20 protein-coding genes are annotated in these 24,504 nt (G+C 57.0%); 11 read left to right on the top strand and 9 right to left on the bottom strand.

Annotated features, from left to right (window positions below):
* The first annotated feature begins 55 nt into the window (after positions 1-55).
* Complete coding sequence (locus ACIOVB_RS00485; protein WP_401263935.1) at positions 56-697, top strand: DUF1345 domain-containing protein; 642 nt, start codon at positions 56-58, stop codon at positions 695-697.
* A gap of 313 nt (positions 698-1,010) precedes the next feature.
* Positions 1,011-1,481: a hypothetical protein gene (locus ACIOVB_RS00480; protein WP_401263934.1), complete on the top strand. Its 471-nt coding sequence runs from the start codon at positions 1,011-1,013 to the stop codon at positions 1,479-1,481.
* Between the two features lie 57 nt (positions 1,482-1,538).
* Here the strand turns inward: ACIOVB_RS00480 and ACIOVB_RS00475 are convergent, their stop codons facing one another.
* The 3 genes from ACIOVB_RS00475 to ACIOVB_RS00465 all read right to left on the bottom strand — a co-directional run bounded on the left by ACIOVB_RS00475 (position 1,539) and on the right by ACIOVB_RS00465 (position 7,075).
* Positions 1,539-3,902 (bottom strand): autotransporter outer membrane beta-barrel domain-containing protein, encoded by a 2,364-nt coding sequence (locus tag ACIOVB_RS00475; protein ID WP_401263933.1) that lies wholly within the window; start codon positions 3,900-3,902, stop codon positions 1,539-1,541.
* A 227-nt stretch (positions 3,903-4,129) separates the two neighbouring features.
* A complete protein-coding gene (locus ACIOVB_RS00470; RefSeq protein WP_401263931.1) occupies positions 4,130-6,112 on the bottom strand; it encodes a hypothetical protein in 1,983 nt (660 codons plus the stop codon).
* A 129-nt stretch (positions 6,113-6,241) separates the two neighbouring features.
* Positions 6,242-7,075, bottom strand: a complete 834-nt coding sequence (locus tag ACIOVB_RS00465; RefSeq protein ID WP_401263929.1) for a hypothetical protein — start codon at positions 7,073-7,075, stop codon at positions 6,242-6,244.
* A gap of 224 nt (positions 7,076-7,299) precedes the next feature.
* On the opposite strand from ACIOVB_RS00465, the gene ACIOVB_RS00460 reads away from it, so the two are divergent.
* The 5 genes from ACIOVB_RS00460 to ACIOVB_RS00440 all read left to right on the top strand — a co-directional run bounded on the left by ACIOVB_RS00460 (position 7,300) and on the right by ACIOVB_RS00440 (position 12,592).
* Entirely contained in the window at positions 7,300-8,325 is a 1,026-nt protein-coding gene (locus ACIOVB_RS00460; RefSeq protein WP_401263928.1) for a LacI family DNA-binding transcriptional regulator, read from the top strand.
* A 112-nt stretch (positions 8,326-8,437) separates the two neighbouring features.
* Positions 8,438-9,235: a sugar phosphate isomerase/epimerase family protein gene (locus tag ACIOVB_RS00455; protein ID WP_401263926.1), complete on the top strand. Its 798-nt coding sequence runs from the start codon at positions 8,438-8,440 to the stop codon at positions 9,233-9,235.
* On the top strand, positions 9,228-10,247 hold the full coding sequence (locus ACIOVB_RS00450) for a sugar kinase (RefSeq protein ID WP_401263925.1): 1,020 nt from the start codon (positions 9,228-9,230) through the stop codon (positions 10,245-10,247). Before ACIOVB_RS00455 ends, ACIOVB_RS00450 begins: the two co-directional genes overlap by 8 nt.
* A 55-nt stretch (positions 10,248-10,302) precedes the next feature.
* A complete protein-coding gene (locus ACIOVB_RS00445) occupies positions 10,303-11,601 on the top strand; it encodes an MFS transporter (RefSeq protein ID WP_401263923.1) in 1,299 nt (432 codons plus the stop codon).
* Between the two features lie 13 nt (positions 11,602-11,614).
* The gene (locus ACIOVB_RS00440) at positions 11,615-12,592 is read left to right on the top strand and encodes a 2-hydroxyacid dehydrogenase (RefSeq protein ID WP_401263921.1); all 978 of its coding nucleotides are present in this window, start codon (positions 11,615-11,617) and stop codon (positions 12,590-12,592) included.
* 71 nt (positions 12,593-12,663) lie between these two features.
* Here ACIOVB_RS00440 and ACIOVB_RS00435 read toward each other — a convergent pair whose 3' ends face one another.
* From ACIOVB_RS00435 to ACIOVB_RS00420, 4 genes are all read right to left on the bottom strand, one after another.
* A complete protein-coding gene (locus ACIOVB_RS00435; protein ID WP_401263919.1) occupies positions 12,664-13,851 on the bottom strand; it encodes a pyridoxal phosphate-dependent aminotransferase in 1,188 nt (395 codons plus the stop codon).
* A gap of 41 nt (positions 13,852-13,892) precedes the next feature.
* A complete protein-coding gene (locus ACIOVB_RS00430; RefSeq protein WP_187679895.1) occupies positions 13,893-15,518 on the bottom strand; it encodes a methyl-accepting chemotaxis protein in 1,626 nt (541 codons plus the stop codon).
* A gap of 215 nt (positions 15,519-15,733) precedes the next feature.
* Positions 15,734-16,873: a glycerate kinase gene (locus ACIOVB_RS00425; RefSeq protein ID WP_401263917.1), complete on the bottom strand. Its 1,140-nt coding sequence runs from the start codon at positions 16,871-16,873 to the stop codon at positions 15,734-15,736.
* Positions 16,874-17,048: 175 nt separating this feature from the next.
* Positions 17,049-18,170: a sugar diacid recognition domain-containing protein gene (locus ACIOVB_RS00420; protein WP_401263915.1), complete on the bottom strand. Its 1,122-nt coding sequence runs from the start codon at positions 18,168-18,170 to the stop codon at positions 17,049-17,051.
* A gap of 170 nt (positions 18,171-18,340) precedes the next feature.
* On the opposite strand from ACIOVB_RS00420, the gene ACIOVB_RS00415 reads away from it, so the two are divergent.
* Positions 18,341-19,651, top strand: a complete 1,311-nt coding sequence (locus ACIOVB_RS00415) for an MFS transporter (RefSeq protein ID WP_401263913.1) — start codon at positions 18,341-18,343, stop codon at positions 19,649-19,651.
* Positions 19,652-19,731: 80 nt separating this feature from the next.
* Here ACIOVB_RS00415 and ACIOVB_RS00410 read toward each other — a convergent pair whose 3' ends face one another.
* On the bottom strand, positions 19,732-20,088 hold the full coding sequence (locus ACIOVB_RS00410) for a hypothetical protein (protein WP_187679899.1): 357 nt from the start codon (positions 20,086-20,088) through the stop codon (positions 19,732-19,734).
* A gap of 98 nt (positions 20,089-20,186) precedes the next feature.
* On the opposite strand from ACIOVB_RS00410, the gene ACIOVB_RS00405 reads away from it, so the two are divergent.
* From ACIOVB_RS00405 to rarD, 3 genes are all read left to right on the top strand, one after another.
* Entirely contained in the window at positions 20,187-21,086 is a 900-nt protein-coding gene (locus ACIOVB_RS00405; RefSeq protein WP_401263912.1) for a LysR family transcriptional regulator, read from the top strand.
* A gap of 68 nt (positions 21,087-21,154) precedes the next feature.
* Entirely contained in the window at positions 21,155-22,168 is a 1,014-nt protein-coding gene (locus ACIOVB_RS00400) for an aldo/keto reductase (RefSeq protein ID WP_401263910.1), read from the top strand.
* A gap of 267 nt (positions 22,169-22,435) precedes the next feature.
* The gene (gene rarD, locus ACIOVB_RS00395; RefSeq protein ID WP_401263908.1) at positions 22,436-23,317 is read left to right on the top strand and encodes an EamA family transporter RarD; all 882 of its coding nucleotides are present in this window, start codon (positions 22,436-22,438) and stop codon (positions 23,315-23,317) included.
* Positions 23,318-23,382: 65 nt separating this feature from the next.
* On the opposite strand, the gene hppD is transcribed toward rarD, so the two are convergent.
* Positions 23,383-24,459 carry a 4-hydroxyphenylpyruvate dioxygenase gene (gene hppD / locus ACIOVB_RS00390; RefSeq protein ID WP_401263907.1) on the bottom strand — a complete coding sequence of 359 codons (1,077 nt, stop codon included), beginning with the start codon at positions 24,457-24,459 and terminating at the stop codon, positions 23,383-23,385.
* Between the last annotated feature and the right edge of the window lie 45 nt (positions 24,460-24,504).

Here is a 24,504-nt window from a genome sequence, read left to right as displayed (position 1 = left end):
AAAAGCCCGGTGGCGTGCGCTATGGTGCAGGGATCGATCACTGATGTGAGCCTCCATGCGCTTTCTCGCCCGCACCCACCCTCGCCTGTCCGCCGCCGCCCTGTTCGGCCTCGCCACAGGCTTGCTGGCCCCCGCCGACTCCATCGCCAGCAAAATCCTCATCGGCTGGAACGCGGGCGTCTGGACGTACCTGATCCTGATGTTCTGGCTCACCGCCCGCGCCAAGGCACCGGACGTCAAACGCATCGCCGAAGTCGAAGATGAAAACGCCGGGCTGGTTTTGTTCGTGGTGTGCATTGCGGCACTGGCGAGCCTCGCCACCATTACCTTCGAACTGGCCGGCAGCAAGGATCTGGAAACCACGCGCAAGCTCATGCACTACGGTTTCACCGCTCTGACCGTGATCGGTTCGTGGTTACTGATCGGAGTGATTTTCTGCGTGCATTACGCACGGTTGTATTACACCTGGAACGGTAAGGAACCGGCGCTGCGTTTCGCCGAGGGCCTGACAACGCCCAACTATTGGGACTTCCTGTACTTTTCGTTCACCATCGGCGTGGCCGTGCAGACGGCGGATGTCGGCGTTGCGACGCGGGAGCTGCGCAAAATCGTACTGGCGCAATCGTTGATCGGATTTGTGTTCAATACAGCGATATTGGGGTTTTCGATCAATATTGCGGCGGGGTTGTTTGGTTGACAGCTGACCAAACATTCCAAACCTTGTAGCGAACTTAATAACGCAATGCTTGATGGCACGAATTATTGAAATGAAACCGTAGTACGGCTCCAAGGACCTGGGACGACGCCTAAGGCATTGCTTGATACTCGATTGTGAAATCAAGTGCGCAGCGTAAAACCCCACCATTCTGAATCACAAAAAAGATCGCTTGTAAACTGTGAAGTATGACAGTTTACAGCCCAACTGAATCGCGCTTTGATGCAGTTCCCGTGGTTCGATTTGAATGATGTTCCACTGGTTCTTATTGCGACTTCAATGATGGAGATGACTCATGAGTGCAGCACGGAAACTTCAAACGCCAGTCAGGAAGCGATCCGCTCTCGAGAATACCTTTAGCGCCTCAATCGACGGAACGGAACCACTTAACTTTAAAGCTGTATTTGAACAGGTGACCTATCCACAGGAGGGTGAACCGCCTCGCTGGACAATTGAGGCACGTTATCGCGACCCTAATACCAATCATATACAAACAGTTCGAGTCATTTTTCTTAAAAATCCCGCGAATAACAAACCTGTGCTTGCAAACGAGGAACTTCGAGTTCTCTACAGTAATACCGCAGAAGATCCACCCGCTGAGTACTTTACAAATGATGCTACAACAGCGATAGAGTTTGATGAGGCCACTGCCGCTGTAAAAGGCACCATCAGCGCAACTGTCGATGATGGCCTCGAATCACAAAAGTCCCATGAGCTCACTATTGAGTTTGACCTGGTTGCGGAAGAATGGTCAAAACGTATGTAGGCGACAGTAGAAAGACAACAAAAAGGAGGCGCTAGCCTCCTTTTTGTTTGCCTTAAATTAAAAAGCTATGCTGAATCCTGCGCTCAGGTTGTAATCCTGACTGACAGTCCTGCTTTGACTCGACCCTGCCTCCGCGAAGATCTGTACTCCGTTCGGCAAAGCCCAGTTGACACCACCGGCCAACTCCATGCTGGTCGTCGAAGTGTCGTTATTAAACCGACTGTCGTTGACATGGACTTCATTGGATTTAATAAATTCATGCCCCATCGCTACGCGAACGCGAGGCTGAAGTTTTTGTCCGTTGCCTAAATCGATCTGGCTACCCACATACATTCCTCCCTTGGTGACAAATGAGCGTGTCCGTTGACTGTCGACATCAAGGCCATTATCCAGGGAGTAATGCTTGCCAGAAACGACTGCTGCGTTGACTTGAACAAACGGTGTCAAAAACAAATGTTGGTTCAGGTCATATTGTTTTCCCACCTCCAGCGATCCACTTAAGCCATAAGTGTTGTAGTCACCTTTACTGCGCTCGCCGTCACTCATACTGACGTTAACTTTATTATCGAAACTGTTAATTTTCGTTACAGCATCGATATAAAAACCCGTCTGCGCGTCGAACTTCGTCAGGTAGCCACCCACCGAATAGCTGTCGACCGTTCCGGAACTACCGCGCTTCAAATCCAGGTCGGTTTTACTGTAGCCAACCATCGCCCCCACTAACCAGTCGCTGTCTGCAAATCGGGTATCTGCGCCAATGACCAAGCCCTGCTGGGTCTGGCTATAACCGTCACCATAGCCATTCTGCACGCTGTAACGATTGCCATACGTGCGCATCCACACTCCGCCGTTGCCACCCGTCAGTCGACGATCGCCCATTCGGGTATTGAGCAATGTGCGTTCAGCATCAATGATTGTTGGCGCTGTATTGGCAATGGCCAATACCGATCGAGTACTGGTGCTGATCTGAGTATCCGGGCGAAGATACCAGCCGTCGCCCTCCTCGAATAATTTGTAAGTGAAGGCACCGGCGTCTACCGAGCCCGTGTTCAAGGCAAACTCGGCGTTCCCACCCGCCACTTTGACCAATTGTATTGGCTCATCGCTCGTAGGCTTGGTGCCCGTCGCTGTCACTGCCAACTGAAAGCTCCCTTCAGCAGTTCCTGTGATGTTCAGAAAGTCTGTTTGTCGACCTCCGAAATCAGTCGCCATTTTCAGCACACCGTTGCCCGACAAATGCTCTACGTCCAACCGGTAGAAAGTTTCTCCCTGCACAAAATCAAGCGTCCCGCCGGCCATTGCCAGTTGTCCGACCTGATTGTTGCCGGCCAAGACCCAAGTGGAATCGTTCAGAGTGAAGTTCGATACGTTCTCGACATTTCCGGTAAACGTAGATCCACTGTCGAGTCTCACGCTTGATCCATCAACAGCGTCTCCTTTTAACAAGCCGTTGAATGCGCTGTTGTTACTGAGTTTGAGCGTAGAGATGTTCTGCAGATCCCCTGTCAGCGATGCACGGTCGTCCAGTGAAACCATCGCCTTACTGCCGGACTCTACAATGACGTTGCCATTGAGTTGGCTGTCCGTAACGTTGAGTTCAACAGTAGCACCGCCGGCGACCTCCAGAATTGATCCATTTCCGCCGATCAAGGTCGACCCATTCAAAACACTTATGACCAAAGGCCCTAATGGGTTGTTACTCAGATCAGCGACAATCGCTGCACCGCTTCTGCCCTCAATACTGGAATTATTCAAGACCAACTGACTGAGCTGCTGGCTTGCACCGTCCAGCCCATAAATCAAACCATTAAGGCCGCCGATGATTTTCGAACCGGCAGTCAAGTTTGCCGAGCCGCCGGCAAGCGACAAGCCAAAACTCGTAGCGCCTGTGCCTTCTACCGTGCTTTTGATCAAATTGAGTACGCTAAAAGACGACACAAATGCTCCGCCGACCACACCCTGCACGGTACTGTCTTGTAAATTGGCAGTTGAACCGGTTTGAGTCGATGTTTCGCGAATTACCTGAAGGCCAATTGGTAAACCAGATATCGTTGAGGCGGTAACGTTTGCTGTGCTGTTGACCAATGACAGCGCGGTAGACCCACTGTTACCGGTCACCGTTGCATTGTTGAAATTGAGCACTGCACCATCGTTGGCCTGCACCTCCTGGATTTTACCGCCGTTAACAACTAACGTGCCGCCGTCAGCGCGAATGTCCAGGGTGTCTGCGCCATTGACAGTCAGCGTGGAGCCAGTTCCAAAGCTCCAACTTTCGATGGGAGATGTAGCGGAAAGGGTTTCATTTTCACCTGGGTTAAGCACTCTTGCTTGCGCCGCAGGTGTGCAAACAAGAATGAGCAGCAGGAAAGGTGACCACCTGCTCATACGTTGTTGAAAAAAAAGATTACTGATTAAACGCATAGGTTCCACCACGATAATCGAATGTCCAAGGAATCGGCTCGACAGGTCGTTATCGGAAAGGTCTCACCGGAGGGCGGCAAGACTATCGTTCCGCGTATAGATGCGGTGTAGGAAAAGTCTGCAATCACCAGGGAATTCCGCCTTTTTGCTGTAAGACCAAACACAGCAACATTTCCCACCACGACATGTTTAAACACAATCGTGGCGGGAAAGGAACTACAGGGTTCTTACTGATCTTCGCAGTACTCACCGTACCCATTGATCAAGTAAATTGCACTTTCGAACTCCACGGAGGGATACTCCACTGTATTGATTTCCACCGTGTACCAGATCTTCCACCAGCCCCGGTAGTCACCAGGAGGACTAGGAATCGGCGCAGGTGGCGGTACCGGGATGTTTCTGATAAATGTGTCATATGGCGAAATGACCATATCGAAACCGGTTGCTCCTTCCCCGCCGTCAATAAGGTGAACCGCCGATTTGAAATCCGTGTCGGGCGAAATTTGAGTCATTGCCGAATCGCGATAACCCTGAGCGTAAAGATATACGTTCCTGCCATCCAACAAATGGGTAGTATTCCCCGGAATACGCACTTTCAGCCCGAAACCTGGCTCTTTGAGATCATCACAATAAATAGTGGCGGCATCCTCCTGCAGAACTTTGGGCTCGTCCAAATCAACCACAATTGCATTATTGGTGACGTTGGTAATCAGTGACGGGTTTTCATTGACTCCGCCGATTTCTGATACGAAATACTGAAGCTTTCTGTCGGTACCCACCCCACCGGCATCGATAGTCGGCCACGGTAGAGTCATTGTCACTGTAGTTTGCCCATCCTTAAGGAATTCCGGCCCGAAACGAACACCTTGATACTCACCAAAAATCTGCTGTCCCGATTCGACTGCCGGAGTTGTCCAAAGATCAAAAGTAACAGTTTGATCGTTTTCGTAATCTCCAGGCTCAAGTACATCTTCAACTGTCGTACTTGTAATATGGGGCGCCTCCAATTCGGCATTCGGCGGAGTCGGGTCAGTCGGGTTAATGGGGCCGGGATAATAGATATTTACATTAATATCAAGATCCGAGGTACCTATATCGCCGGTTCCACGTAGCAGGGTTGCCTTGATCGTAACTTCCTTGTCAGTCCGGATATCAGGATCGGGGTCATAATACTCATTGAAAATATCATCAAAGGGCACTGGCACAACCAATGGATTGCTCGTTCCAAAAGGAAATTCGCCGAGATTTTGACCTCCCCACTCAACTCTTACTTCGTCGCTATCCAGTATATTATCGACCCGCTTGAATTTGACTGTCGTACTCGCCGAATCAACAAGATCGATTAACTTATCTGTTTCCGCCAGTTCAACAATAGGTTCTTCAAGCACCGGCAAAGGCGCAAAACGCACATGTACCCCTTGGGCTCGCGACAACGCACTAATATTACCCGCGCCATCTGCCACTGTGTAATAAGCATACACCGCCAACGGATCAAGCAATCTAAACTTATTAATACTGATACTAAGCGATGCAGACGCCGGCCCCTCGTAAATGGGTACATCAGGATTAGTCAATGAATAAATCCGACTAATATAAAAACGCAGCACATCATCTGGCAAAGGGTTTTCATACGTATGCGTTACTGTAATAACCGCGTTTGGCGAGTGACGCACAATAAAGGCTTCGTCAATCAAATCCCCTGGCGACAAGGTGGGCAATGCCGCGACGGGTGGATTTCTCTTCAAGCCGCCAGGTAGTGCCTGATAAGGCGCACGTCTGTCGATGATAATGGTTGCTGTATCTGAGTTATTTGGATTACCAACCGGTTGCGGCTGGATCCGACAGCGAAGTTCCCAAGTGGTTGGTGTCACGGGAGGGTTGTCTTCGGTCAGAAGATCCGAGCGTATGGTGATATCCCACGATGTAGGACGCCCGGCAACAGGTCCTGCGTCAAACGTATGAGCGTCCTGCCAGGTTGTGGAACCAGTTTTGCGTATTTGAACTGATACCTTATCAGTATTATCAGGAATAAGCGTGTCGTACACCTTCACCGAAAGCACGGCACCCGGCACCAATTTGTTGGCATAAACTCGCCGGTCACTAGCACTGACAATATCGGCCACCTCAGGGGCCGGGCCCGCCAGGGGTGCATTAATTCTGCTCTCGACTGCCAATCGATCAACTTCTGCAAGTTCTTGCTTAGCGTTCATCTGGTATTCTCCTTGTATCATTATTAAAATTCTCAAACGTGAGAATTCAATATTTAATCAACAACTCGACCTGCTGCCGATATTAGCAAGCACCAATATCAGCGCTCGACAGCAACAACACTTTACAAATTAAAAATTTTTACGCGGGGGGCCGCAATACTCGTCTCCAGAAATAGCCCGGTCAATCTTTGCAATTTCGACCAAAGACTTCCCGATATAATCTCCAGCGCTCCGGATTTTGTATGTGGCAGAAACACAGCACTTATTGATCAAGTCCTCCAAATAAGGAGAAAACGGTATTGGCGGGAGCTCAAACCCGTCTTTATTATCCGCATCGGCCTGACTGAGGGTATAACTAAGCCCCCCTGCGCTCCCTTCAACAAAGAAATCCTCGCTATTATTAAGATTCGAATAGCCACGCCAGGATAACTCACATATATCGTCTTTATTCAGATTCTGAAAAGGGACCTTGACATACACACCTTCCCATATCGGGCGCAACGTAGTGCAATTCAGATAGCCGTCAAAATTAACATCCGGAAAACGTGGCTCCTTCAAAACCGGAAGAGGAATAACACTATGATCAATCGTTAACTTTCTCTCCTCCGACGTTAAGGGATTACCCACTGGAAAACGTTTCTGCCGGTAATAGAGATATGCAACTCCATCGCCTTGAAAAATACTCTTGTCGAGCGGAATAATAAACTCGGTTTCGGTAATGGGGCCTGGTTTCACGTCGCTGTAAATAGTTGTCGTGACGCCGTCTCGTCTCCAAAAAACCTCGAGTAAATCCGACTCTCCAACTGGAGCGTAGATCGGCCAACGAGGCACTCTGGCGACACCACCGTTCATCAATATCTTAGCTGGCACCTTTCCATCGGGGTCACTTTCCGGAACATCATCTACCTTCGGAGCATCCGCCAGCAAAACACCTTTGTCTTTTTTTTTGCGTTGCTTCGACATAGTGAGATCCCTACAAGTGAAAAGACATACCGGAAACCTTCAATCTGTTCTGGTCTTATTAGAGAGCTCTGGTATTTCTTTGCCTACTGTCATATCTGACAGGTATTTGTACCGCTCGTCGGATTTAGCGTTGAGGATCACCTTATCCGCGCTTGACGAAGTCATATCATTGACGTTCACTGAAACCGGTTTCAGGCGTTTCCTACAAAAATAAGGTCAATCCCTTGAACGATTTCTCTGCCGCCCAACGCAGCCGCGTCACCATGCTAGATGTCGCCGAACGCGCCGGTGTTTCCAAGGCCAGCGTGTCGCGCTTCATCGGCGATGACCGCGCCCTGCTCTCCGACGCCATTGCCTTGCGCATCGAGCAAGCGATCAGCGCACTCGGCTATCGCCCGAACCAGATGGCCCGTGGCCTTAAACGCGGTCGCACTCGCCTGATCGGCATGCTGGTGGCCGATATCCGTAACCCTTATTCGATTGCCGTGATGCACGGGGTGGAAACCGCCTGCCGTGCGCACGGCTACAGCCTGGTGGTGTGCAACACCGACCGCGATGACGAACAGGAACGCCAGCACCTGGCGCTGCTGCGCTCGTACAACATCGAAGGGCTGATCGTTAACACCCTCGGCCATCACCGTGACGAACTGCATGAACTGCATCGCGAAATGCCGCTGGTGTTGGTGGACCGCAAAGTCGACGGACTCGACAGCGACATGGTCGGGCTGAACAACCCGCAGGCAGTGGAGATGGCCCTCGCCCATCTTGAACAGCGCGGTTATCGCGATGTGTTGCTGGTGACCGAGCCCTATGACGGGACCAGTTCGCGGATCGAGCGGGTCAGCAGTTTTCAGGCACAGATTGCGCAGCGCTCCGGGTTGACCGGCGCGGTACTGGAGACCGGCGATGAGCTGGCGACTGGTCTGCAAAATTTTCTAAACAAACCTGCAAATGGGCCAAAGGCACTGTTCTGCGCCAATGGCGTGGCGGCGCTGACCAGCACTCGCGCATTGCGTGAGATCGGCTGTCGGCTGTTCGAGGATGTCGGGCTGATTGCCCTGGATGATCTGGATTGGTATCCGTTGGTGGGCAGCGGGATTACCGCGCTTGCCCAGCCGACGGAGGCGATTGGTGCGCGGGCGTTTGAGTGTTTGCTCAAGCGCTTGCGTGGGGATGCTGGCGAGGCGCGGGTGCTGGATTTTGCGCCTGTGTTGGTTGAACGCGGTTCGACCCTCGGGAATTTGCGGTGAATTGGCCGGCGCTCTTCGCGAGCAAGCTCGCGAAGAGGGCCGAAAGAAGAGCACATCACTCACTGATATTTTTTTGAACAAAAATGAAACCGGTTTCAGAGGTAAAAAAACAATGAATAAACCTGCCGTTTCCATCAGCCTGTCCAGCTACGGCGCCGAGCTTGTGCGTCAACGCGGGCAAGACTTTTTTATTGACGTGCTAGCCGCTGCCGGTGCCGATCGCATCGAGTGGCGCGAGGAATTGCTGACCCGTGAAGTGCCCGCGCAATTGAGTGCTGCCACCGCCGCGCTTGGACTGCAAAGCATCTATTCCTCACCGACCGAACTGTGGCTCGCCGGCCAGGCACAACCCAATCCCGAGTTGATCACCGCCCTGCAGCACGCCGAGGCGTTCGGTTCGAAGTGGCTGAAAGTCTCCCTCGGCTACTTCACCGACAACTGTGATCTGTCAGTCCTCAAGCAACGGCTCAATAACAGCCCAGTGCAATTGCTGGTGGAGAACGACCAGACCCTGCACGGCGGGCGGATCGAACCTTTTCAGCGTTTCTTCACCGCCGTCGAACAGCACAACCTGCCAATCAAAATGACGTTCGATATCGGCAACTGGCAGTGGCAAGACCAGTCCGCCACCAGCGCCGCACGCCTGCTCGGTCGCCACGTCGGCTACGTGCACTGCAAGGCCGTGGCCCGGCGTGCCGACGGCAAACTGGTAGCCGTGCCACCTGCTGTCAGCGATTTGCATCTGTGGGAACAACTCTTGCGGCACATGGCCCAAGGCGTTATGCGCGCGGCCGAGTATCCGTTGCAGGGTGATGATCTGGTCGAGTTGACCACTGCGCACGTCGCCGCCCTCGCCCGCCTTGGCCAATCCCGCCTTGGCCAATCCCGTCTGGAGCCTGCCCATGTCTGAGATCGATATTTTGTCGTTTGGCGAAACCATGGCGATGCTGGTGGCCGAGCAATGTGGTGATCTGGCGGCGGTCGAGCACTTTCATAAACGCATTGCCGGCGCCGACAGCAACGTTGCGATCGGCCTTTCGCGGCTCGGCTTCAATGTGGCCTGGCTGAGCCGGGTGGGTGCCGATTCGCTGGGTCGCTTCGTGGTCGAGACACTGGCCAAAGAAGGTCTCGATTGCAGCCATGTCGATGTCGACACAGCGCACCCCACCGGTTTCCAGTTCAAGTCGCGCACCGACGATGGCAGTGATCCACAAGTCGAATATTTCCGTCGCGGCTCGGCGGCCAGTCATCTGTCACCACGCTCAATCACCGAAAGCCTGCTGAGCGCCCGGCATCTTCATGCCACGGGCATTCCGCCAGCGCTGTCGGCGTCAGCGCGGGAAATGTCGTTCGAGCTGATGAGCCGCATGCGCAATGCCGGGCGCAGCGTGTCGTTCGACCCCAATCTGCGCCCGAGCCTGTGGGCCAGCGAACGCGAAATGATTACTGAGATCAACCGCCTCGCCGCCCTCGCCCATTGGGTGTTGCCGGGGTTGAGCGAAGGTCGCTTGCTCACCGGTTTTGAAGATCCGGCGGACATTGCCGCGTTTTATCTCGATCAAGGCGCCGAAGCGGTGGCGATCAAACTTGGCCCACAGGGTGCCTATTACCGCACGCATCTGGATCAGGGCTTTGTCGCCGGGGTGCCAGTGGCCAATATCGTCGACACGGTGGGTGCCGGTGACGGCTTTGCGGTGGGGATGATCAGTGCCCTGCTCGAACACCAGAGTTTTGCCGAGGCGGTGCAGCGTGCGAACTGGATTGGCAGTCGGGCGGTGCAGAGTCGCGGGGATATGGAGGGGTTGCCGACCCGCCTGGAGTTATCGGTTGAATTTGAGTCTGCCTTCGCGAGCAGGCTCGCTCCCACGTTTGAAATGCATTCCCTTGTGGGAGCGAGCCTGCTCGCGAAGAGGCCAGCCTAGTCAGCGAAAAATTTGAACCTGCTGCGACAAAAACAACAAGCTCAGGAGCAACACCATGAAAACCGCAACCCTCGCCGCCCGCCGCTGGTGGTACATCATGCCGATCGTGTTTATCACCTACAGCCTGGCGTATCTCGATCGCGCCAATTACGGCTTCGCCGCCGCCTCCGGCATGGCCGAAGATTTGATGATCACCCCGGGGCTGTCTTCATTGCTCGGTGCGCTGTTCTTCCTCGGCTACTTTTTCTTCCAGGTGCCGGGGGCGATCTACGCGCAAAAGCACAGCGTGAAGAAACTGATTTTTGTCAGCCTGATCCTCTGGGGCGGGCTCGCCACGTTGACCGGCGTGGTCTCCAACGCCTATTGGCTGATCGTCATCCGTTTCATGCTCGGCGTGGTCGAAGCCGCCGTGATGCCGGCGATGCTGGTCTATCTGTGCCACTGGTTCACCCGTGCCGAACGCTCGCGGGCCAACACCTTCCTGATCCTCGGTAATCCGGTGACGATGCTATGGATGTCGGTGGTCTCGGGTTATCTGGTGCAGCATTTCAGCTGGCGCTGGATGTTCATCATCGAGGGCCTGCCGGCGGTGCTCTGGGCGTTTATCTGGTGGCGTCTGGCCGATGATCGTCCAGCCCAGGCCAAGTGGCTAAACGACCAGGAAAAGCAGGACCTGGAAAGCGCTCTGGCCGCCGAACAGGTCGGGATCAAAGCAGTGAAGAACTACGCCGAGGCGTTCCGTTCGCCGAAGGTGATCATCCTGGCGTTGCAGTTCTTCTGCTGGAGCATTGGCGTTTACGGCTTTGTGCTGTGGCTGCCGTCGATCCTCAAGGCCGGCGCGCAAATGGACATGATCGAGGCCGGCTGGCTGTCGGCGCTGCCGTATCTGGCGGCGGTGATTGGCATGCTCCTCGTGTCGTGGGGCTCGGACAAACTGCAAAAACGCAAACGCTTCGTCTGGCCACCGCTGCTGATCGCCTCGATTGCTTTCTACGGTTCCTACGCACTGGGCGCGGAACATTTCTGGTGGTCGTACACGTTGCTGGTGATTGCCGGTGCCTGCATGTACGCGCCCTACGGGCCGTTCTTCGCGATCGTGCCGGAGATTCTCCCAGCCAACGTCGCCGGCGGCGCGATGGCGCTGATCAACAGCATGGGCGCACTCGGTTCGTTCGGCGGTTCATATCTGGTGGGTTACCTGAACAGCTCCACCGGTTCGCCCGGTTCCTCGTACCTGCTGATGAGCGGCGCGCTGCTGCTGTCGGTGGTGCTGACGATTTTTCTCAAGCCCGGCGCCAGTGATCGCGTCGTGGCCAAAGCCGTGGCCACGCGTCCCGTGCCGGCTCATTCCTGAAGAGATTTTTGCCATGAAAAAACAGGTCGTTCTTTACAAGAAACTCTCGCCCGCGCTGATGGCGCGCCTGCAAGCGCAGTTTGACGTGACGCTGATTGAAAGCCTCGACGCCCAAGGCCTGATGCAACTGCGCGATGCCCTGCCCCGCGCCCACGGTTTGCTCGGTGCCAGTTTGAAACTCGACGCTGCGTTGCTGGATCTGGCACCGCAACTGGGGGCCATTGCCAGCGTGTCAGTGGGCGTCGACAACTACGATATCGACTACCTGACCCGCCGCAAGATCCTGCTGACCAACACCCCCGACGTACTCACCGAAACCACGGCCGACACCGGTTTCGCGCTGATCCTCGCCGCCGCCCGGCGTGTGGTGGAACTGGCCAACATGGTGCGCAGCGGCCAGTGGCACCGCAACATCGGCCCGGCGCATTTCGGCACCGATGTGCATGGCAAGACGCTAGGGATTATCGGCATGGGCCGGATTGGCGAGGCGTTGGCGCAGCGCGGGCATTTCGGCTTCGGCATGCCGGTGATTTACCACAGCCAGTCGCGCAAACCGGCGGTTGAGGAACGCTTCGACGCGCAATACCGCAGCCTGGAGGATCTGTTGCAGCAGGCCGATTTCATTTGCCTGACCTTGCCACTGACGGCACAGACTGAAGGCCTGATCGGCGCCGAGCAGTTTGCGTTGATGCGCCCGGAAAGCATTTTCATCAACATCTCGCGGGGCAAGGTGGTGGACGAGGCGGCGATGATCGATGCGCTGCGTCACAACCGGATTCGCGCGGCGGGGCTGGATGTGTTCGAGCGTGAGCCGTTGAATCATGACTCGCCGTTGTTGCAGCTCAACAATGTGGTGGCGACGCCGCATATGGGGTCGGCGACGCATGAAACGCGCGAGGCGATGGCGCGCTGCGCGGTGGAGAATCTGCTGGCGGCTTTGGCTGGGGAGAAGCCTTTGAATCTGGTGAACCGGGATGCCTGGCTGGGTTGAGATCTCCTGTGCCTAACGGGCCTCATCGCTGGCAAGTCAGCGATGAGGCCTGTGCGGGCAGTTCAAGATTGTCAGGCACTGCGCGCCTGCAACAGCTGCGCCGCACACAACGCAATCCGCGCACAGGCATCTGCCAGTTTCACCCGATCCACCACCAACCCGATGCGAATATGCCCCGCCGCACTCGGCCCGAACGCTTCACCGGCCAGCACCGAAACGCCATAACCTTCCAGCAATCGTTCGGCAAACGCCTGGGCACCGAGCCCGGTCTGGCGCACATCGACCATCACGAACATCCCGCCATCCGGGCGGATCGGCTGCAACCCCGGGCAACCGCGCAAGCGCTCGCACACCAGATCCCGCCGTAGGCGATATTCCTCGCGCATCTGCGTCACTTCCGGCAAATCGCTTTCCAGCGCCACCTGCGCCGCTTTCTGCACAAAGTCCGGCAGCCCGAACAACATGCTCAATGACAGATTGACCAGATGCTCGGCCAAGGATTTTGGCCCGATCATCCAGCCGATACGCCAGCCGGTCATCGCATGGGATTTCGACAGGCTGTTGATCGTTGCCGTCCGCTCGGCCATGCCGGGCAGACTAGCCGGGCTGATGTGCTCGCCTTCATAAAGCAGCTCGCTATAGACCTCGTCGCTGATCAGCCACAAGTCGTGGTGAATGCACAACGCCGCCAGTTCCTGCCAGATCAGCAGCGACAGGCTCGCGCCGCAGGGATTGTTCGGACTGTTGAGCAGCATGGCGCGGGTTTTCGGGGTGATGCGTGCGGCGACATCCGTGGGATCGACACGAAAGCCGTTTTCCGGACGCACCGGCACTGGCACCACGGTCGCACCGCAAGCGCCGAACACGCCTTCGTAGGTGACGTACATCGGCTCGGCGACGATCACTTCGTCGCCCGGATCCAGCAGGCATTGCGCCACTGAATACACCGCGCATTGTGCGCCGGGCATGACAATCACATGGTCGGCGTCGACCACCTGGCCACTGCGTCGGCGATGTCGAGCGGCAATCAACTGGCGCAGGGCCAAGCGACCGCGCACGTCGGAATAATGTGTATCGCCCGCCAGCAGGCTGTCGATGGCGCCGTGGACAATCGGCAGCGGTGTGTCGAAATCAGGATCACCCACGCTCAGCAGCAGAATATCGACACCCTCGGCGCGTAACTCCAGCGCTCGGTCATGAATCTGCCAGGCCGCTGCTCCCTCGCCGGCGATTCGTTGGGTCAAGGCTGAATAGCGCATGTACGTCTCCTGATTGCGCAGTCTCCAGCCTTCACCCTATCTCAAATCACGAAACGCGCCACCATGGCATTCAAGTCGACCGCCAGACGCGACAGTTCGTGGGTTGCTGCGCTGGTCTGGTTGGCGCCTGCTGCCGATTGCGTGGCCAGATCGCGAATGTTCACCAGGTTGCGGTCGACTTCGCGAGACACCTGCGCCTGCTCTTCGGAAGCGCTGGCGATGACCAGGTTGCGTTCGTTGATCTGGTGGATCGACTGGGTGATCTGCTCCAGTGCCACGCCAGCGGCGCGGGCCATTTCCAGGGTGGACTGGGTGCGTTGATTGCTTTGCTGCATCGAGGAAACCGCTTCACCGGTGCCGTTCTGGATGCCGGCGACCATCTTCTCAATCTCTTGCGTCGACTGCGCGGTGCGATGGGCCAGTGCCCGCACCTCGTCCGCCACCACGGCAAAACCACGTCCGGCCTCACCGGCACGGGCCGCTTCAATGGCGGCGTTGAGCGCCAGCAGGTTGGTCTGTTCGGCGATGGCGCGGATAACGTCGAGCACCTTGCCGATGTCACGACCTTGCGTGGCAAGACCTTCGATCATTTGCGCGGTGTTCTGCACGTCGTGGGTCATGGTCTGAATCGCGTCGACGGTTTTCACCACTTGATCGCGGCCTTCACGGGCGGCGTGGGTCGACTGATTGGAGGCTTCGGAGGTCGACACGGCGTTACGCGCCACTTCTTCCACGGCAGCGGTCATCTCGTTGACGGCAGTGGCAGCTTGTTCGATTTCATTGTTCTGCTGTTGCAGGCCACGGGACGCTTCTTCTGTCACCGCGCTGAGCTCTTCGGCGGCGGCGCCCAGTTGCGTGGCGGAACCGGCGATCTGCTCGATGGTTTTGCGCAGGTTGGTCTGCATCGCCGCGAGGGCTTCGAGCAAACGGGCCGGCTCGTCCTTGCCGTCGACTTCGATGAGTTTGGTCAGGTTGCCGTCGGCAATGGTCCGCGCAGCCTCGACGGCGCGGTTCAGCGGCGTGACGATGCTGCGAGTCAGCAAGAGCGCGAGCAACACGGTGGCCAGCGCAGCAACCACGGCGACGATGACGATACCGGTGATGGCGCTGTCGTAATGTTCGCCAGCCTTATTGGAAGCAGTTTTCGCATCGGCAGCGTTGATCGCGATGAGCTTGTTGAGTTGCTCACCCATCTGGTCGGTGCCGTCCTTGATCCGCGTGTTGATCAGGGTACGCATCTCGTCAACTTTGTCCTGACGCGACAGCTCCAGCATCTGGTTTTGCGCTTGCAGGTAGTTGTCCAGCGTCGTCGCGAACGTCTGGTAAATCGCGCGCTCTTCCGGGCCGGCCGGCAGCGCGGCGTACTTGGCCTGGCCGCTGCGAACCTTGTCCACCAGAACACCGATGCGGGTTTGTGCTTCTTGCAGGGCGGCCGGGTCGCGGTTCACCAGAACCCGGAACGACAGGATGCGCAGACGCAGGACGTTTTCCGTGACGATGGCAAGCTGGGTCACGCTGGGTAACTGCGTCGAGTCCATCTCGACTGACGCCTGACGGATGATCGTCATGCGGTTCACGGCGAACACGCCAAGCACGACTACCAGCAGGGCAATAAAGGCAAAACCGAGGAAGGCACGGGGCGCGATATTCAGGTTACGCAAGGACATAGTTGGACTCTCGGAAGATAGAAACTACGAGCGTCCATGCCGTGATCACTGACCCGTGGGGGGCGGGCTTCAGTCCGGCGTCACTGTTTTTGGGATTCTTGTGCGCGCCTATTGGCTGTATCGGCCAGGCTTTAGGAAGGTTGCGTGTAAAGAGCAAATATTTTTCTGGGTGTTACACCATTGAAACACCGCGCGCGCCTCGTGCAGGGGTTTGGTCAGGGTTTGGTGGAGAGTCGCCAGACTCGAGCGATGTCACACGCTCGCTCGCGCAGCAGAAGCGGCGCTTGCGCGCAAGCCTGCTCCAGCGTCATCGGCCCGCTGGTCACGGCGAACGCGGCATCAATGCCATGAGCGTACAGCTCCTGATAACCCTCGCCCAATGTCCCCGCGATGACAATCACCGGGACGTTGTGTTGTTTGGCAATCCGCGCCACGCCGAACGGGGTTTTGCCGCGCAACGTCTGCGCGTCGAACCGTCCTTCGCCGGTAATCACCAGATCCGCGCCTTTGATCGCCTCGGCCAACCCGACCAACTCGGCGACCACCTCGACCCCGGCCTGAAACTGCGCACCGAGAAATGCCTTGGCGGCAAAACCCAAACCACCCGCCGCACCGCTGCCGGGTTCATCGCGAACATCTTTACCCAAGGCTTGCGCGCTCAGTTCGGCGAAATGCCCCAACGCTTGATCAAGTTGCTGCACTTGTGTCGGCGATGCACCTTTCTGCGGACCAAAAATCGCCGAGGCACCGTGTGGGCCGCACAACGGGTTGTTAACGTCGGCGGCGATATCGAAACGCACCTGAGCCAGACGCAGGTCCAGTTCGCTCAAGTCCAGATGTGCCAATTGCGCCAGCGCCAGGCCGCCGGGCACCAACGCCTGACCTTGTGCGTCCAGCAACTTTACCCCCAACGCCTGCATGGCTCCGGCGCCCCCATCATTGGTGGCACTGCCGCCGATCGCCAGAATTACCCGTTGCGCCCCGGCATCCAGCGCTGCGCGAATCAGTTCGCCGGTGCCGAAGGTGCTGCTGATGCACGCATCGCGCTGCCCCGGCGGCACCAATTGCAAGCCGCTGGCCTCAGCCATTTCAATGATCGCGGTGTGGTTATGCGGCAACCAGCCCCAAGCGGCGTCAACCGCTGAACCCAACGGGCCACGCACGCGGGTGCGGCGCAACTCGCCTTCGCACGCGGCGAGAATCGATTCGACCGTGCCTTCGCCGCCGTCAGCCATCGGGCATTTGATGAGTGTGGACTGCGGCCAGACTTGCGCCAGGCCCAGAGCAATGGCCTCGGCGACGCCTTGGGCACTCAGACTGTCCTTGAACGAATCGGGGGCGATGACGATCTTCATGCGAATTCTCCAGTTCCAATGCTCATCATGCTGCCAGTCGGTCTGCGCATTGACGCCGGTCCGCTGCACAATGGGCGCAGGCGTTTATTGTTCATTTCTACAAAAGCCCTGCAGTGGAGGCTGAATGTCCCGGCCCCATCGCTGGCAAGCCAGCGATGGCGTCTTCAAAAACACCTCATGCAGAGGGATCAGTCTGCGGCAGCAATTGCACCCCAAGATACAGCGCCAACATCCCTTCCAGCCTCAACGGATCCACCCCACTGATCTCGGCAATCCTTTCCATCCGATAGCGCAGGCTATTGCGATGAATCCCCAGTGCATCGGCACACGCCTGACTCTGCCCATCGTGATCGCACCAACTGCGCAACGTCGCCAGCAACTGGCCGTTGCTGTCCTTGGCGATCACCTTGCGCAGAGGCTTGAGCAGTTCATCAAGCGCATCGTCGTTGCGATGCCGCCAGAGCATCACCGGCAAGCGATAGCGATTGAGGGTCAACAGACGTGAATGCGGCAATACCTCGCGGCCATAGGCAAGCAGATCGCCCACCCGGCGATAACAACGACGCAACCCGCTCAACCCATTCGCCTGCCCACCCACGGCAATGCGCAGGACGTTCCAGCCCAGGCCGTCGAGCTTCTCCAGCAAGCGATCATGCTCGACGTTGTGGCTCGCCGGCCGACACCACAGCAGCGAAGTCTTCGCCGAGCTCACGCACCAACTGTCCGGATAGCGTGACATCAGCCAGGCACTCAGCGCCTCGACGGTTTGCCCCGGGCCATGTTCCGGCCCCAATTCGAGCAAATACGGGATCCGCGTCAATTGCGGTTTGAGACCGAGTTGCTGCGCTTCATCGACCAGCCGTGGTGAATCTCCCGCCTCGCTTAACAGCAGCGCCAGCAGATCATCACAACGTTGACGCCGCCATTGCTGCTCGGCCTGCTGATTGCGTTGACCTACCAACATTTCCGCCGTCATGCGCACCAGTTCGGCGTAGGTGCGCAGTTGTTCCGGTTCACCGGTGATGCCAAGCACGCCGATCAGACGCTGATCAAGCAGCAACGGCAGGTTGATCCCCGGCTGCACGCCTTTCAAATGCTGGGCTGTCGGCGCGTCGATTTCGACCACCCGACCGTTGGCCAATACCAGTTGCGCGCCTTCATGTCGGGTGTTGATCCGCTCCGGTTCGCCGCTGCCGAGGATCAGCCCCTGGCTGTCCATGACGTTGACGTTGTACGGCAAAATAGCCATGGCCCGGTCGACGATGTCCTGCGCGAGGTCGTGATCGAGTTCGAACATGGTGGGCAAGATCCTTAAAAACGGGGCGGACGGTTGTTCACGCGCACAGGGCTTGGCGGCAAACCCTGTGCTCAGGCACAAAGACAATCCGGCCAAAGGTGGCCGAGACTCTCAGGGCGATCAACGTTACCCTTTGCATCGCAAAAAATCATAATAAAGAGAGAGCCGCTATGTCGCAGAGCGCCGCAGCTACCCAGACCATCGATGACGGTAAAAACGCCGTTTATAAACGCATCACCCTGCGTTTAATCCCCTTCATCTTCATCTGCTATCTGTTCAACTACCTCGACCGGGTAAACGTTGGATTTGCCAAACTGCAGATGCTCGACGCGCTGAAATTCAGCGAAACCGTCTACGGCCTCGGTGCCGGTATTTTCTTCATCGGCTACGTGCTGTGCGGCGTACCGAGCAATCTGGCGCTGACCAAATTCGGTCCGCGGCGCTGGATCGCGCTGATGATGATCACTTGGGGCACGCTGTCGACCTGCCTGTTGTTCGTCACCACCCCCACCGAGTTCTACACCCTGCGCCTGTTCACCGGTGCTGCCGAAGCCGGGTTCTTCCCGGGCGTTGTGCTGTATCTCTCGCAGTGGTTCCCGACGTTCCGCCGTGGCCGGATCATGGCGTTGTTCATGTCGGCGATCCCGGTGTCCGGTTTGCTCGGCAGCCCGTTTTCCGGCTGGATTCTCAACCATTTCGCGGCGGGCCAGGGCGGTTTGGCCGGTTGGCAGTGGATGTTCCTGCTGCAAGGCATTCCGACCGTGATACTGGGTGCGCTGGCGTATTTCCTGCTGAGCGACAGCTTCGCCAACGCCAAATGGCTGACCCCACACGAGCGCGCCGTGCTCGAAGCGGATCAGGCCGAAGACTTGGCGAACAAGCCAAAAACCACATCTGATTCACTGCTGGCGGTATTCAAGAATCCGGCGATCTGGGCGTTTGGCCTGATCTACTTTTGCATCCAGAGCGGCGTGTACGCGATCAACTTCTGGCTGCCGTCGATCATCAAGAACCTCGGTTTCAGCGATAACCTGGTCATCGGCTGGTTGAGTGCGATTCCTTACCTGCTGGCGGCAGTGTTCATGCTGGTGGTCGGGCGTTCGGCAGACCTGCGCCAAGAACGTCGCTGGCATCTGGTGGTGCCGATGCTGATGGGTGCGATTGGTCTGGTGATTGCGGTGAACTTTGCGGCCAATCCGGCGATTGCGATTCTCGGTTTGACCATTGCGACCATGGGCGCCCTCACCGGCCTGCCGATGTTCTGGCCGGTGCCGACGGCGATGCTCAGTGCGGGCGCGGCAGCGGGTGGTCTGGCGTTGATCAACTCGATGGGGCAGATGGCCGGGTTCCTCAGCCCGTATCTGGTGGGTTGGGTCAAGGACAGCACCGGGTCGACCGATGCGGCGTTGTATCTGCTGGCGGGAGTGATTGTCGGCGGGAGTCTGCTGGCGTTACGGATGACGCGGACGTTGCGGGTTTGATTTAGAAGATCAAACGATCGCAGCCTGCGGCAGTTCCTACAGTCGGTGTAGGAGCTACCGAAGGCTGCGATCTTTTGCTGTCAGGAAAACGCATCCAACTCAATTACTAATCCACCCGGCATCTGCACAAAGATCTGCCAGATCCCCTCGCCCGGCACTTGCGCCAACTGGTACGGCAATCCACTCTCACGCACCCGCCGCAACACAGTTTCCGCCGGCTCATCGGTGCGAAACGCAATGTGGCTGAGTTCAGTATCATCGAAAGTCGGCTGCTCGATCACATGCACCACGGCGTGCGCGTCCTGATACAGCCAGCGGCCGGGAAACGGAAACGGCGGCCGGCGCCCCGGCGCCAGCCCCAGCAATGCCGCGAAATTGTCCTGCAACGTCTGGCCGTCAGCGGTGTTGAAAGCCAGATGATCGAATGTCCACGTCATGCTCATCTCCTGCGGTTATTCACTGATTGCAGTATCCACACTTGCCAATCACGGAAAAATCTCGCTAAAACGCAAAGATCTTTAAAGGATTTTTACCAATGAGCTCGATTCTCGATCTGGAGATCTTCGTCCGCGTCGCCGACTCCGGGAGCATTTCCGCCGCCGCCCGCGCATTGGAGCTGACACCGGCCGCCGCCAGCATCGCCTTGAAGCGTCTTGAAACCCGCCTCGGCATCCGCCTGCTGGCGCGCTCCACCCGGAGCATGCGCCTGACTGAAGAAGGCCGGCGCTATCTGGAAAGTGTGCGCCTAGCCCTCGCGACACTGGCCGAGGGTGAGCAGGCGCTCAAGCAGCAGAGCGAAGGCTTGAGCGGCGTACTGCAACTGGCGGCACCGTCGGACTTCGGGCGCAATGTGTTGTTGCCGTGGCTGGATGATTTCAAACGCGAACATCCGCACGTTCAGTTGCAACTGCTGCTGAACGACCGCCATGCCGATCTGTTTCGTGAAACCGTGGACGTGGCGCTGCGCTTCGGCGTACCGAGCGATTCGACGCTGGTGGCGTTGCCGATCCTGCCTGAGCATCGTCGCGTGGCTTGCGCCAGTCCAGCCTATTTAGCCCGTCATGGCACACCGCAAAACCCGAGCGAATTAACGAAGCACAGTGCCCTGCTCTACTTACGCAATGGTCGGCCTTACAACACCTGGCGTTTCAGTCGCGACGACGAAACGCTTGAAGTCGAAGTCCATGGCGACTATCTCAGCGACGACGGCGAAGTCGCCCGCCGTTGGGCACTGGCCGGGCATGGCATCGCTTACAAAGCCTGGCTCGATGTCGCCGAAGACGTGCGTGCCGGGCGACTGATGACCTTGTTCGATGACTGGGAAGGTGAAAGTGTGCCGTTCAATTTACTCTGCCCACATCGGGTGCAGGTATCGGAACGGGTCCGTGTGTTGCAGGCGTTTTTGCAGGCACGCTGCCGAGGCTTGAGCCGATAATTCACTTTGCCGCGTCGCACGCTTCTGGTGTTTGATTAAGGCATTCCCACCGACAAAAGGATTTTGGCATGAGCTATCGCACACTGGGCCACTCGGGGTTGCAGGTGTCCACCCTCACCCTCGGCACGATGATGTTTGGCGAACAGACCAGCACCGAGGAGTCATTGCGCATCATCGACAAGGCCTGGGATCAGGGCATCAACTTCATTGATACCGCTGACGTGTACACCAATGGTCGCTCGGAAGAGATCGTCGGCGAAGCGATTGCCGGCAATCGCCATGAATGGATCTTGGCGACCAAGGTGGGATTCGGCCCGGTGGACGGCGTACCAAACCGCAGCGGTTTAAGCCGCAAACATATCTTCAACGGACTCGATGCCAGCCTGACTCGGCTCGGCACTGATTACCTCGACATCTATTACCTGCACCGCGAAGACCACAACACGCCACTGGAAGTGACGATCTCGGCGATCGGCGATCTGATTCGTCAAGGCAAGATTCGTTACTGGGGCCTGTCGAACTATCGTGGCTGGCGGATCGCCGAGGTGATTCGCATCGCCGACAAACTTGGCATTGATCGCCCGGTGATCAGCCAGCCTTTGTACAACATCGTCAACCGTCAGGCCGAGACTGAGCAGATTACTGCGGCGCAAACCTATGGTCTGGGTGTGGTGCCTTACAGCCCACTCGCCCGAGGCGTACTCAGCGGCAAATACGCGCCAGACGTAACGCCAGACGCCAACAGCCGTGCCGGGCGTCAGGACAAACGCATTCTGGAAACCGAATGGCGGGTGGAGTCGCTGCGCATTGCCCAGCAGATTCAGCAATACACCGAGGGCCGTGGCGTCGGCATCGTCGAGTTTGCGATTGCCTGGGTGTTGAACAACAGCGCAGTCACGTCGGCAATCGTCGGGCCTCGTACTGAAGCGCAGTGGGACGCGTACACCAAAGCGCAATCGGTGAAGATCACGGCGGAGGATGAAGCGTTTATCGATTCGCTGGTGACACCAGGCCATGCCTCGACACCGGGGTTCAACGATGTAAGCCATTTTGTGTCGGGTCGCAAACCGCATTCGACTTGAAATTACTCCCTCACCCCAGCCCTCTCCCAAAGGGAGAGGGCACCGATTGGGGGGATATTTGCCTATGCTTTCTCTGAATGCACGATGGTCAATCTGCAATCGACTTGGTATTTCACCTCGCTGAATATTGCGAGACCCTGCGGTCAGTCCCCTCTCCCTCCTGGAGAGGGTTAGGGGCCGTTGAAAATAATGGCCATCCGGTCAATATTCAGCACAAAAACCACGTATCCTTCGCGCCCCGTTTTATCACCCACTCGCGAGGACAGTTTGTCTAAAGGTATCGCTCTATCGGTTTCAGCCTCGGTGCTGTTTGCCGTCATGTATTACTACACCTCGCTGCTCACCCCGTTGAGCGGCGTGGAGATTTTCGGCTGGCGGATGCTGCTGACGGTGCCGTGCATGACCGTATTCATGCTGGTGTCCGGGGAATGGCGGCGGGTGCTGGAGTTGGTTCGCCTGATGGCGGCAAAGCCGAAACTGATCGGCGGGCTGATTGTTTCGGCCGGCCTGCTCGGCGTGCAGTTATGGCTGTTCATGTGGGCGCCGCTCAACGGTTACAGCCTCGATGTGTCGCTGGGCTACTTCCTGCTGCCGCTGGCCATGGTGCTGACCGGGCGGATTGCCTATGGCGAGAGCCTGTCGTACCTGCAAAAGGTTGCGGTGTTCTTCGCAAGTCTGGGTGTGTTGAACGAGTTGTATCAGGTCGGTGGATTTTCCTGGGCGACGCTGGTGGTCGTGGTCGGCTATCCGTTGTACTTCGTGCTGCGCAAATACCTGAAAACCGACAACCTCGGCGGCTTGTGGGTTGATATGACCCTGATGCTGCCGGTGGCCTATTGGTTTGTTCAGGGCGGCGAGCAAGGCCTGGCCGTGTTCGATCAGTATCCGGCGTTGATGTGGCTGATTCCGCTGCTCGGCCTGATCAGTGCTTCGGCGCTGGTGGTTTACATTATTGCCAGCCGGTTACTGCCATTCAGTCTGTTTGGTTTGTTGAGTTACGTTGAGCCGGTGCTGTTGCTCGGTGTGGCGTTGTTGCTGGGTGAAAGCATCAAGTCCGGTGAATGGTTGACGTATATTCCGATCTGGTTGGCGGTCGTTGTGCTGGTTTTTGAAGGTTTCAAGCACTTGATGCGGCAACGCAGGCCTTAAATCCAACACAAAAAAATCCCGGCCCTGCATCACTGCAGGCCGGGATTTTTCATTTCAGTAGCCGGTTACTCGGTCGCGAGTACGCCACGACGCACCTGGTCACGCTCGATCGATTCGAACAGCGCCTTGAAGTTGCCCTCGCCGAAACCATCGTCGCCTTTACGCTGAATGAATTCGAAGAACACCGGCCCCATCAGGGTTTCCGAGAAGATCTGCAGCAGCAGACGCTTGTCGCCCTGCTCCGACGAACCATCGAGCAGAATGCCGCGCGCTTGCAGTTGATCAACCGGTTCGCCGTGGTTCGGCAGGCGGCCTTCGAGCATTTCGTAATAGGTTTCCGGCGGCGCGGTCATGAAGCGCATGCCGATTTTTTTCAGGTGATCCCAGGTCTTGATCAGGTCGTCGGAGAGGAACGCGACGTGCTGGATGCCCTCGCCATTGAACTGCATCAGGAACTCTTCGATCTGCCCGGCGCCCTTCGAGGACTCTTCGTTCAGCGGGATGCGGATCATGCCGTCCGGCGCAGTCATCGCTTTCGACGTCAGGCCGGTGTATTCGCCCTTGATGTCGAAGTAACGAATTTCGCGGAAATTGAACAGCTTCTCGTAGAAGTTCGCCCAGTAAGCCATGCGACCGCGGTACACGTTGTGGGTCAGGTGATCGATGATCTTCAGGCCGGCACCGACCGGGTTGCGGTCAACGCCTTCGATGAAGACGAAGTCGATGTCATAGATAGAACTGCCTTCGCCGAAACGGTCGATCAGGTACAGCGGCGCACCGCCAATGCCTTTGATCGCTGGCAGGTTCAGTTCCATGGGACCGGTTTCGATGTGGATCGGCTGGGCGCCGAGTTCCAGTGCACGGTTGTAGGCTTTTTGCGAATCCTTGACCCGGAACGCCATGCCACATACCGACGGGCCGTGCTCGGCTGCGAAGTACGAAGCAACGCTGTTCGGTTCGTTGTTGAGGATCAGGTTGATCGCGCCCTGACGATACAGGTGCACGTTCTTGGAGCGGTGGGTCGCGACTTTGGTGAAGCCCATGATCTCGAAGATCGGCTCAAGGGTGCCAGGAACAGGCGATGCGAGCTCGATGAATTCAAAGCCCATCAGGCCCATTGGGTTTTCGTATAAATCTGCCATGGTGGCGCCTCATCATTTCTTATCAATTAACCAGGGTTATTTGTC

It is taken from the genome of Pseudomonas sp. NPDC087639, from assembly GCF_044743385.1.
In the GTDB taxonomy this organism is placed as follows: domain Bacteria; phylum Pseudomonadota; class Gammaproteobacteria; order Pseudomonadales; family Pseudomonadaceae; genus Aquipseudomonas.
This window is presented reverse-complemented; position numbering and strand designations above follow the sequence as displayed.

Coding starts and splice junctions, on each gene's coding strand:
- ACIOVB_RS00485 (WP_401263935.1), top strand. CDS start 56: ATGCGCTTTCTCGCCCGCACCCACCCTCGCCTGTCCGCCGCCGCCCTG.
- ACIOVB_RS00480 (WP_401263934.1), top strand. CDS start 1,011: ATGAGTGCAGCACGGAAACTTCAAACGCCAGTCAGGAAGCGATCCGCT.
- ACIOVB_RS00475 (WP_401263933.1), bottom strand. CDS start 3,902: ATGCGTTTAATCAGTAATCTTTTTTTTCAACAACGTATGAGCAGGTGG.
- ACIOVB_RS00470 (WP_401263931.1), bottom strand. CDS start 6,112: ATGAACGCTAAGCAAGAACTTGCAGAAGTTGATCGATTGGCAGTCGAG.
- ACIOVB_RS00465 (WP_401263929.1), bottom strand. CDS start 7,075: ATGTCGAAGCAACGCAAAAAAAAAGACAAAGGTGTTTTGCTGGCGGAT.
- ACIOVB_RS00455 (WP_401263926.1), top strand. CDS start 8,438: ATGAATAAACCTGCCGTTTCCATCAGCCTGTCCAGCTACGGCGCCGAG.
- ACIOVB_RS00450 (WP_401263925.1), top strand. CDS start 9,228: ATGTCTGAGATCGATATTTTGTCGTTTGGCGAAACCATGGCGATGCTG.
- ACIOVB_RS00445 (WP_401263923.1), top strand. CDS start 10,303: ATGAAAACCGCAACCCTCGCCGCCCGCCGCTGGTGGTACATCATGCCG.
- ACIOVB_RS00440 (WP_401263921.1), top strand. CDS start 11,615: ATGAAAAAACAGGTCGTTCTTTACAAGAAACTCTCGCCCGCGCTGATG.
- ACIOVB_RS00435 (WP_401263919.1), bottom strand. CDS start 13,851: ATGCGCTATTCAGCCTTGACCCAACGAATCGCCGGCGAGGGAGCAGCG.
- ACIOVB_RS00430 (WP_187679895.1), bottom strand. CDS start 15,518: ATGTCCTTGCGTAACCTGAATATCGCGCCCCGTGCCTTCCTCGGTTTT.
- ACIOVB_RS00425 (WP_401263917.1), bottom strand. CDS start 16,873: ATGAAGATCGTCATCGCCCCCGATTCGTTCAAGGACAGTCTGAGTGCC.
- ACIOVB_RS00420 (WP_401263915.1), bottom strand. CDS start 18,170: ATGTTCGAACTCGATCACGACCTCGCGCAGGACATCGTCGACCGGGCC.
- ACIOVB_RS00415 (WP_401263913.1), top strand. CDS start 18,341: ATGTCGCAGAGCGCCGCAGCTACCCAGACCATCGATGACGGTAAAAAC.
- ACIOVB_RS00410 (WP_187679899.1), bottom strand. CDS start 20,088: ATGACGTGGACATTCGATCATCTGGCTTTCAACACCGCTGACGGCCAG.
- ACIOVB_RS00405 (WP_401263912.1), top strand. CDS start 20,187: ATGAGCTCGATTCTCGATCTGGAGATCTTCGTCCGCGTCGCCGACTCC.
- ACIOVB_RS00400 (WP_401263910.1), top strand. CDS start 21,155: ATGAGCTATCGCACACTGGGCCACTCGGGGTTGCAGGTGTCCACCCTC.
- hppD (WP_401263907.1), bottom strand. CDS start 24,459: ATGGCAGATTTATACGAAAACCCAATGGGCCTGATGGGCTTTGAATTC.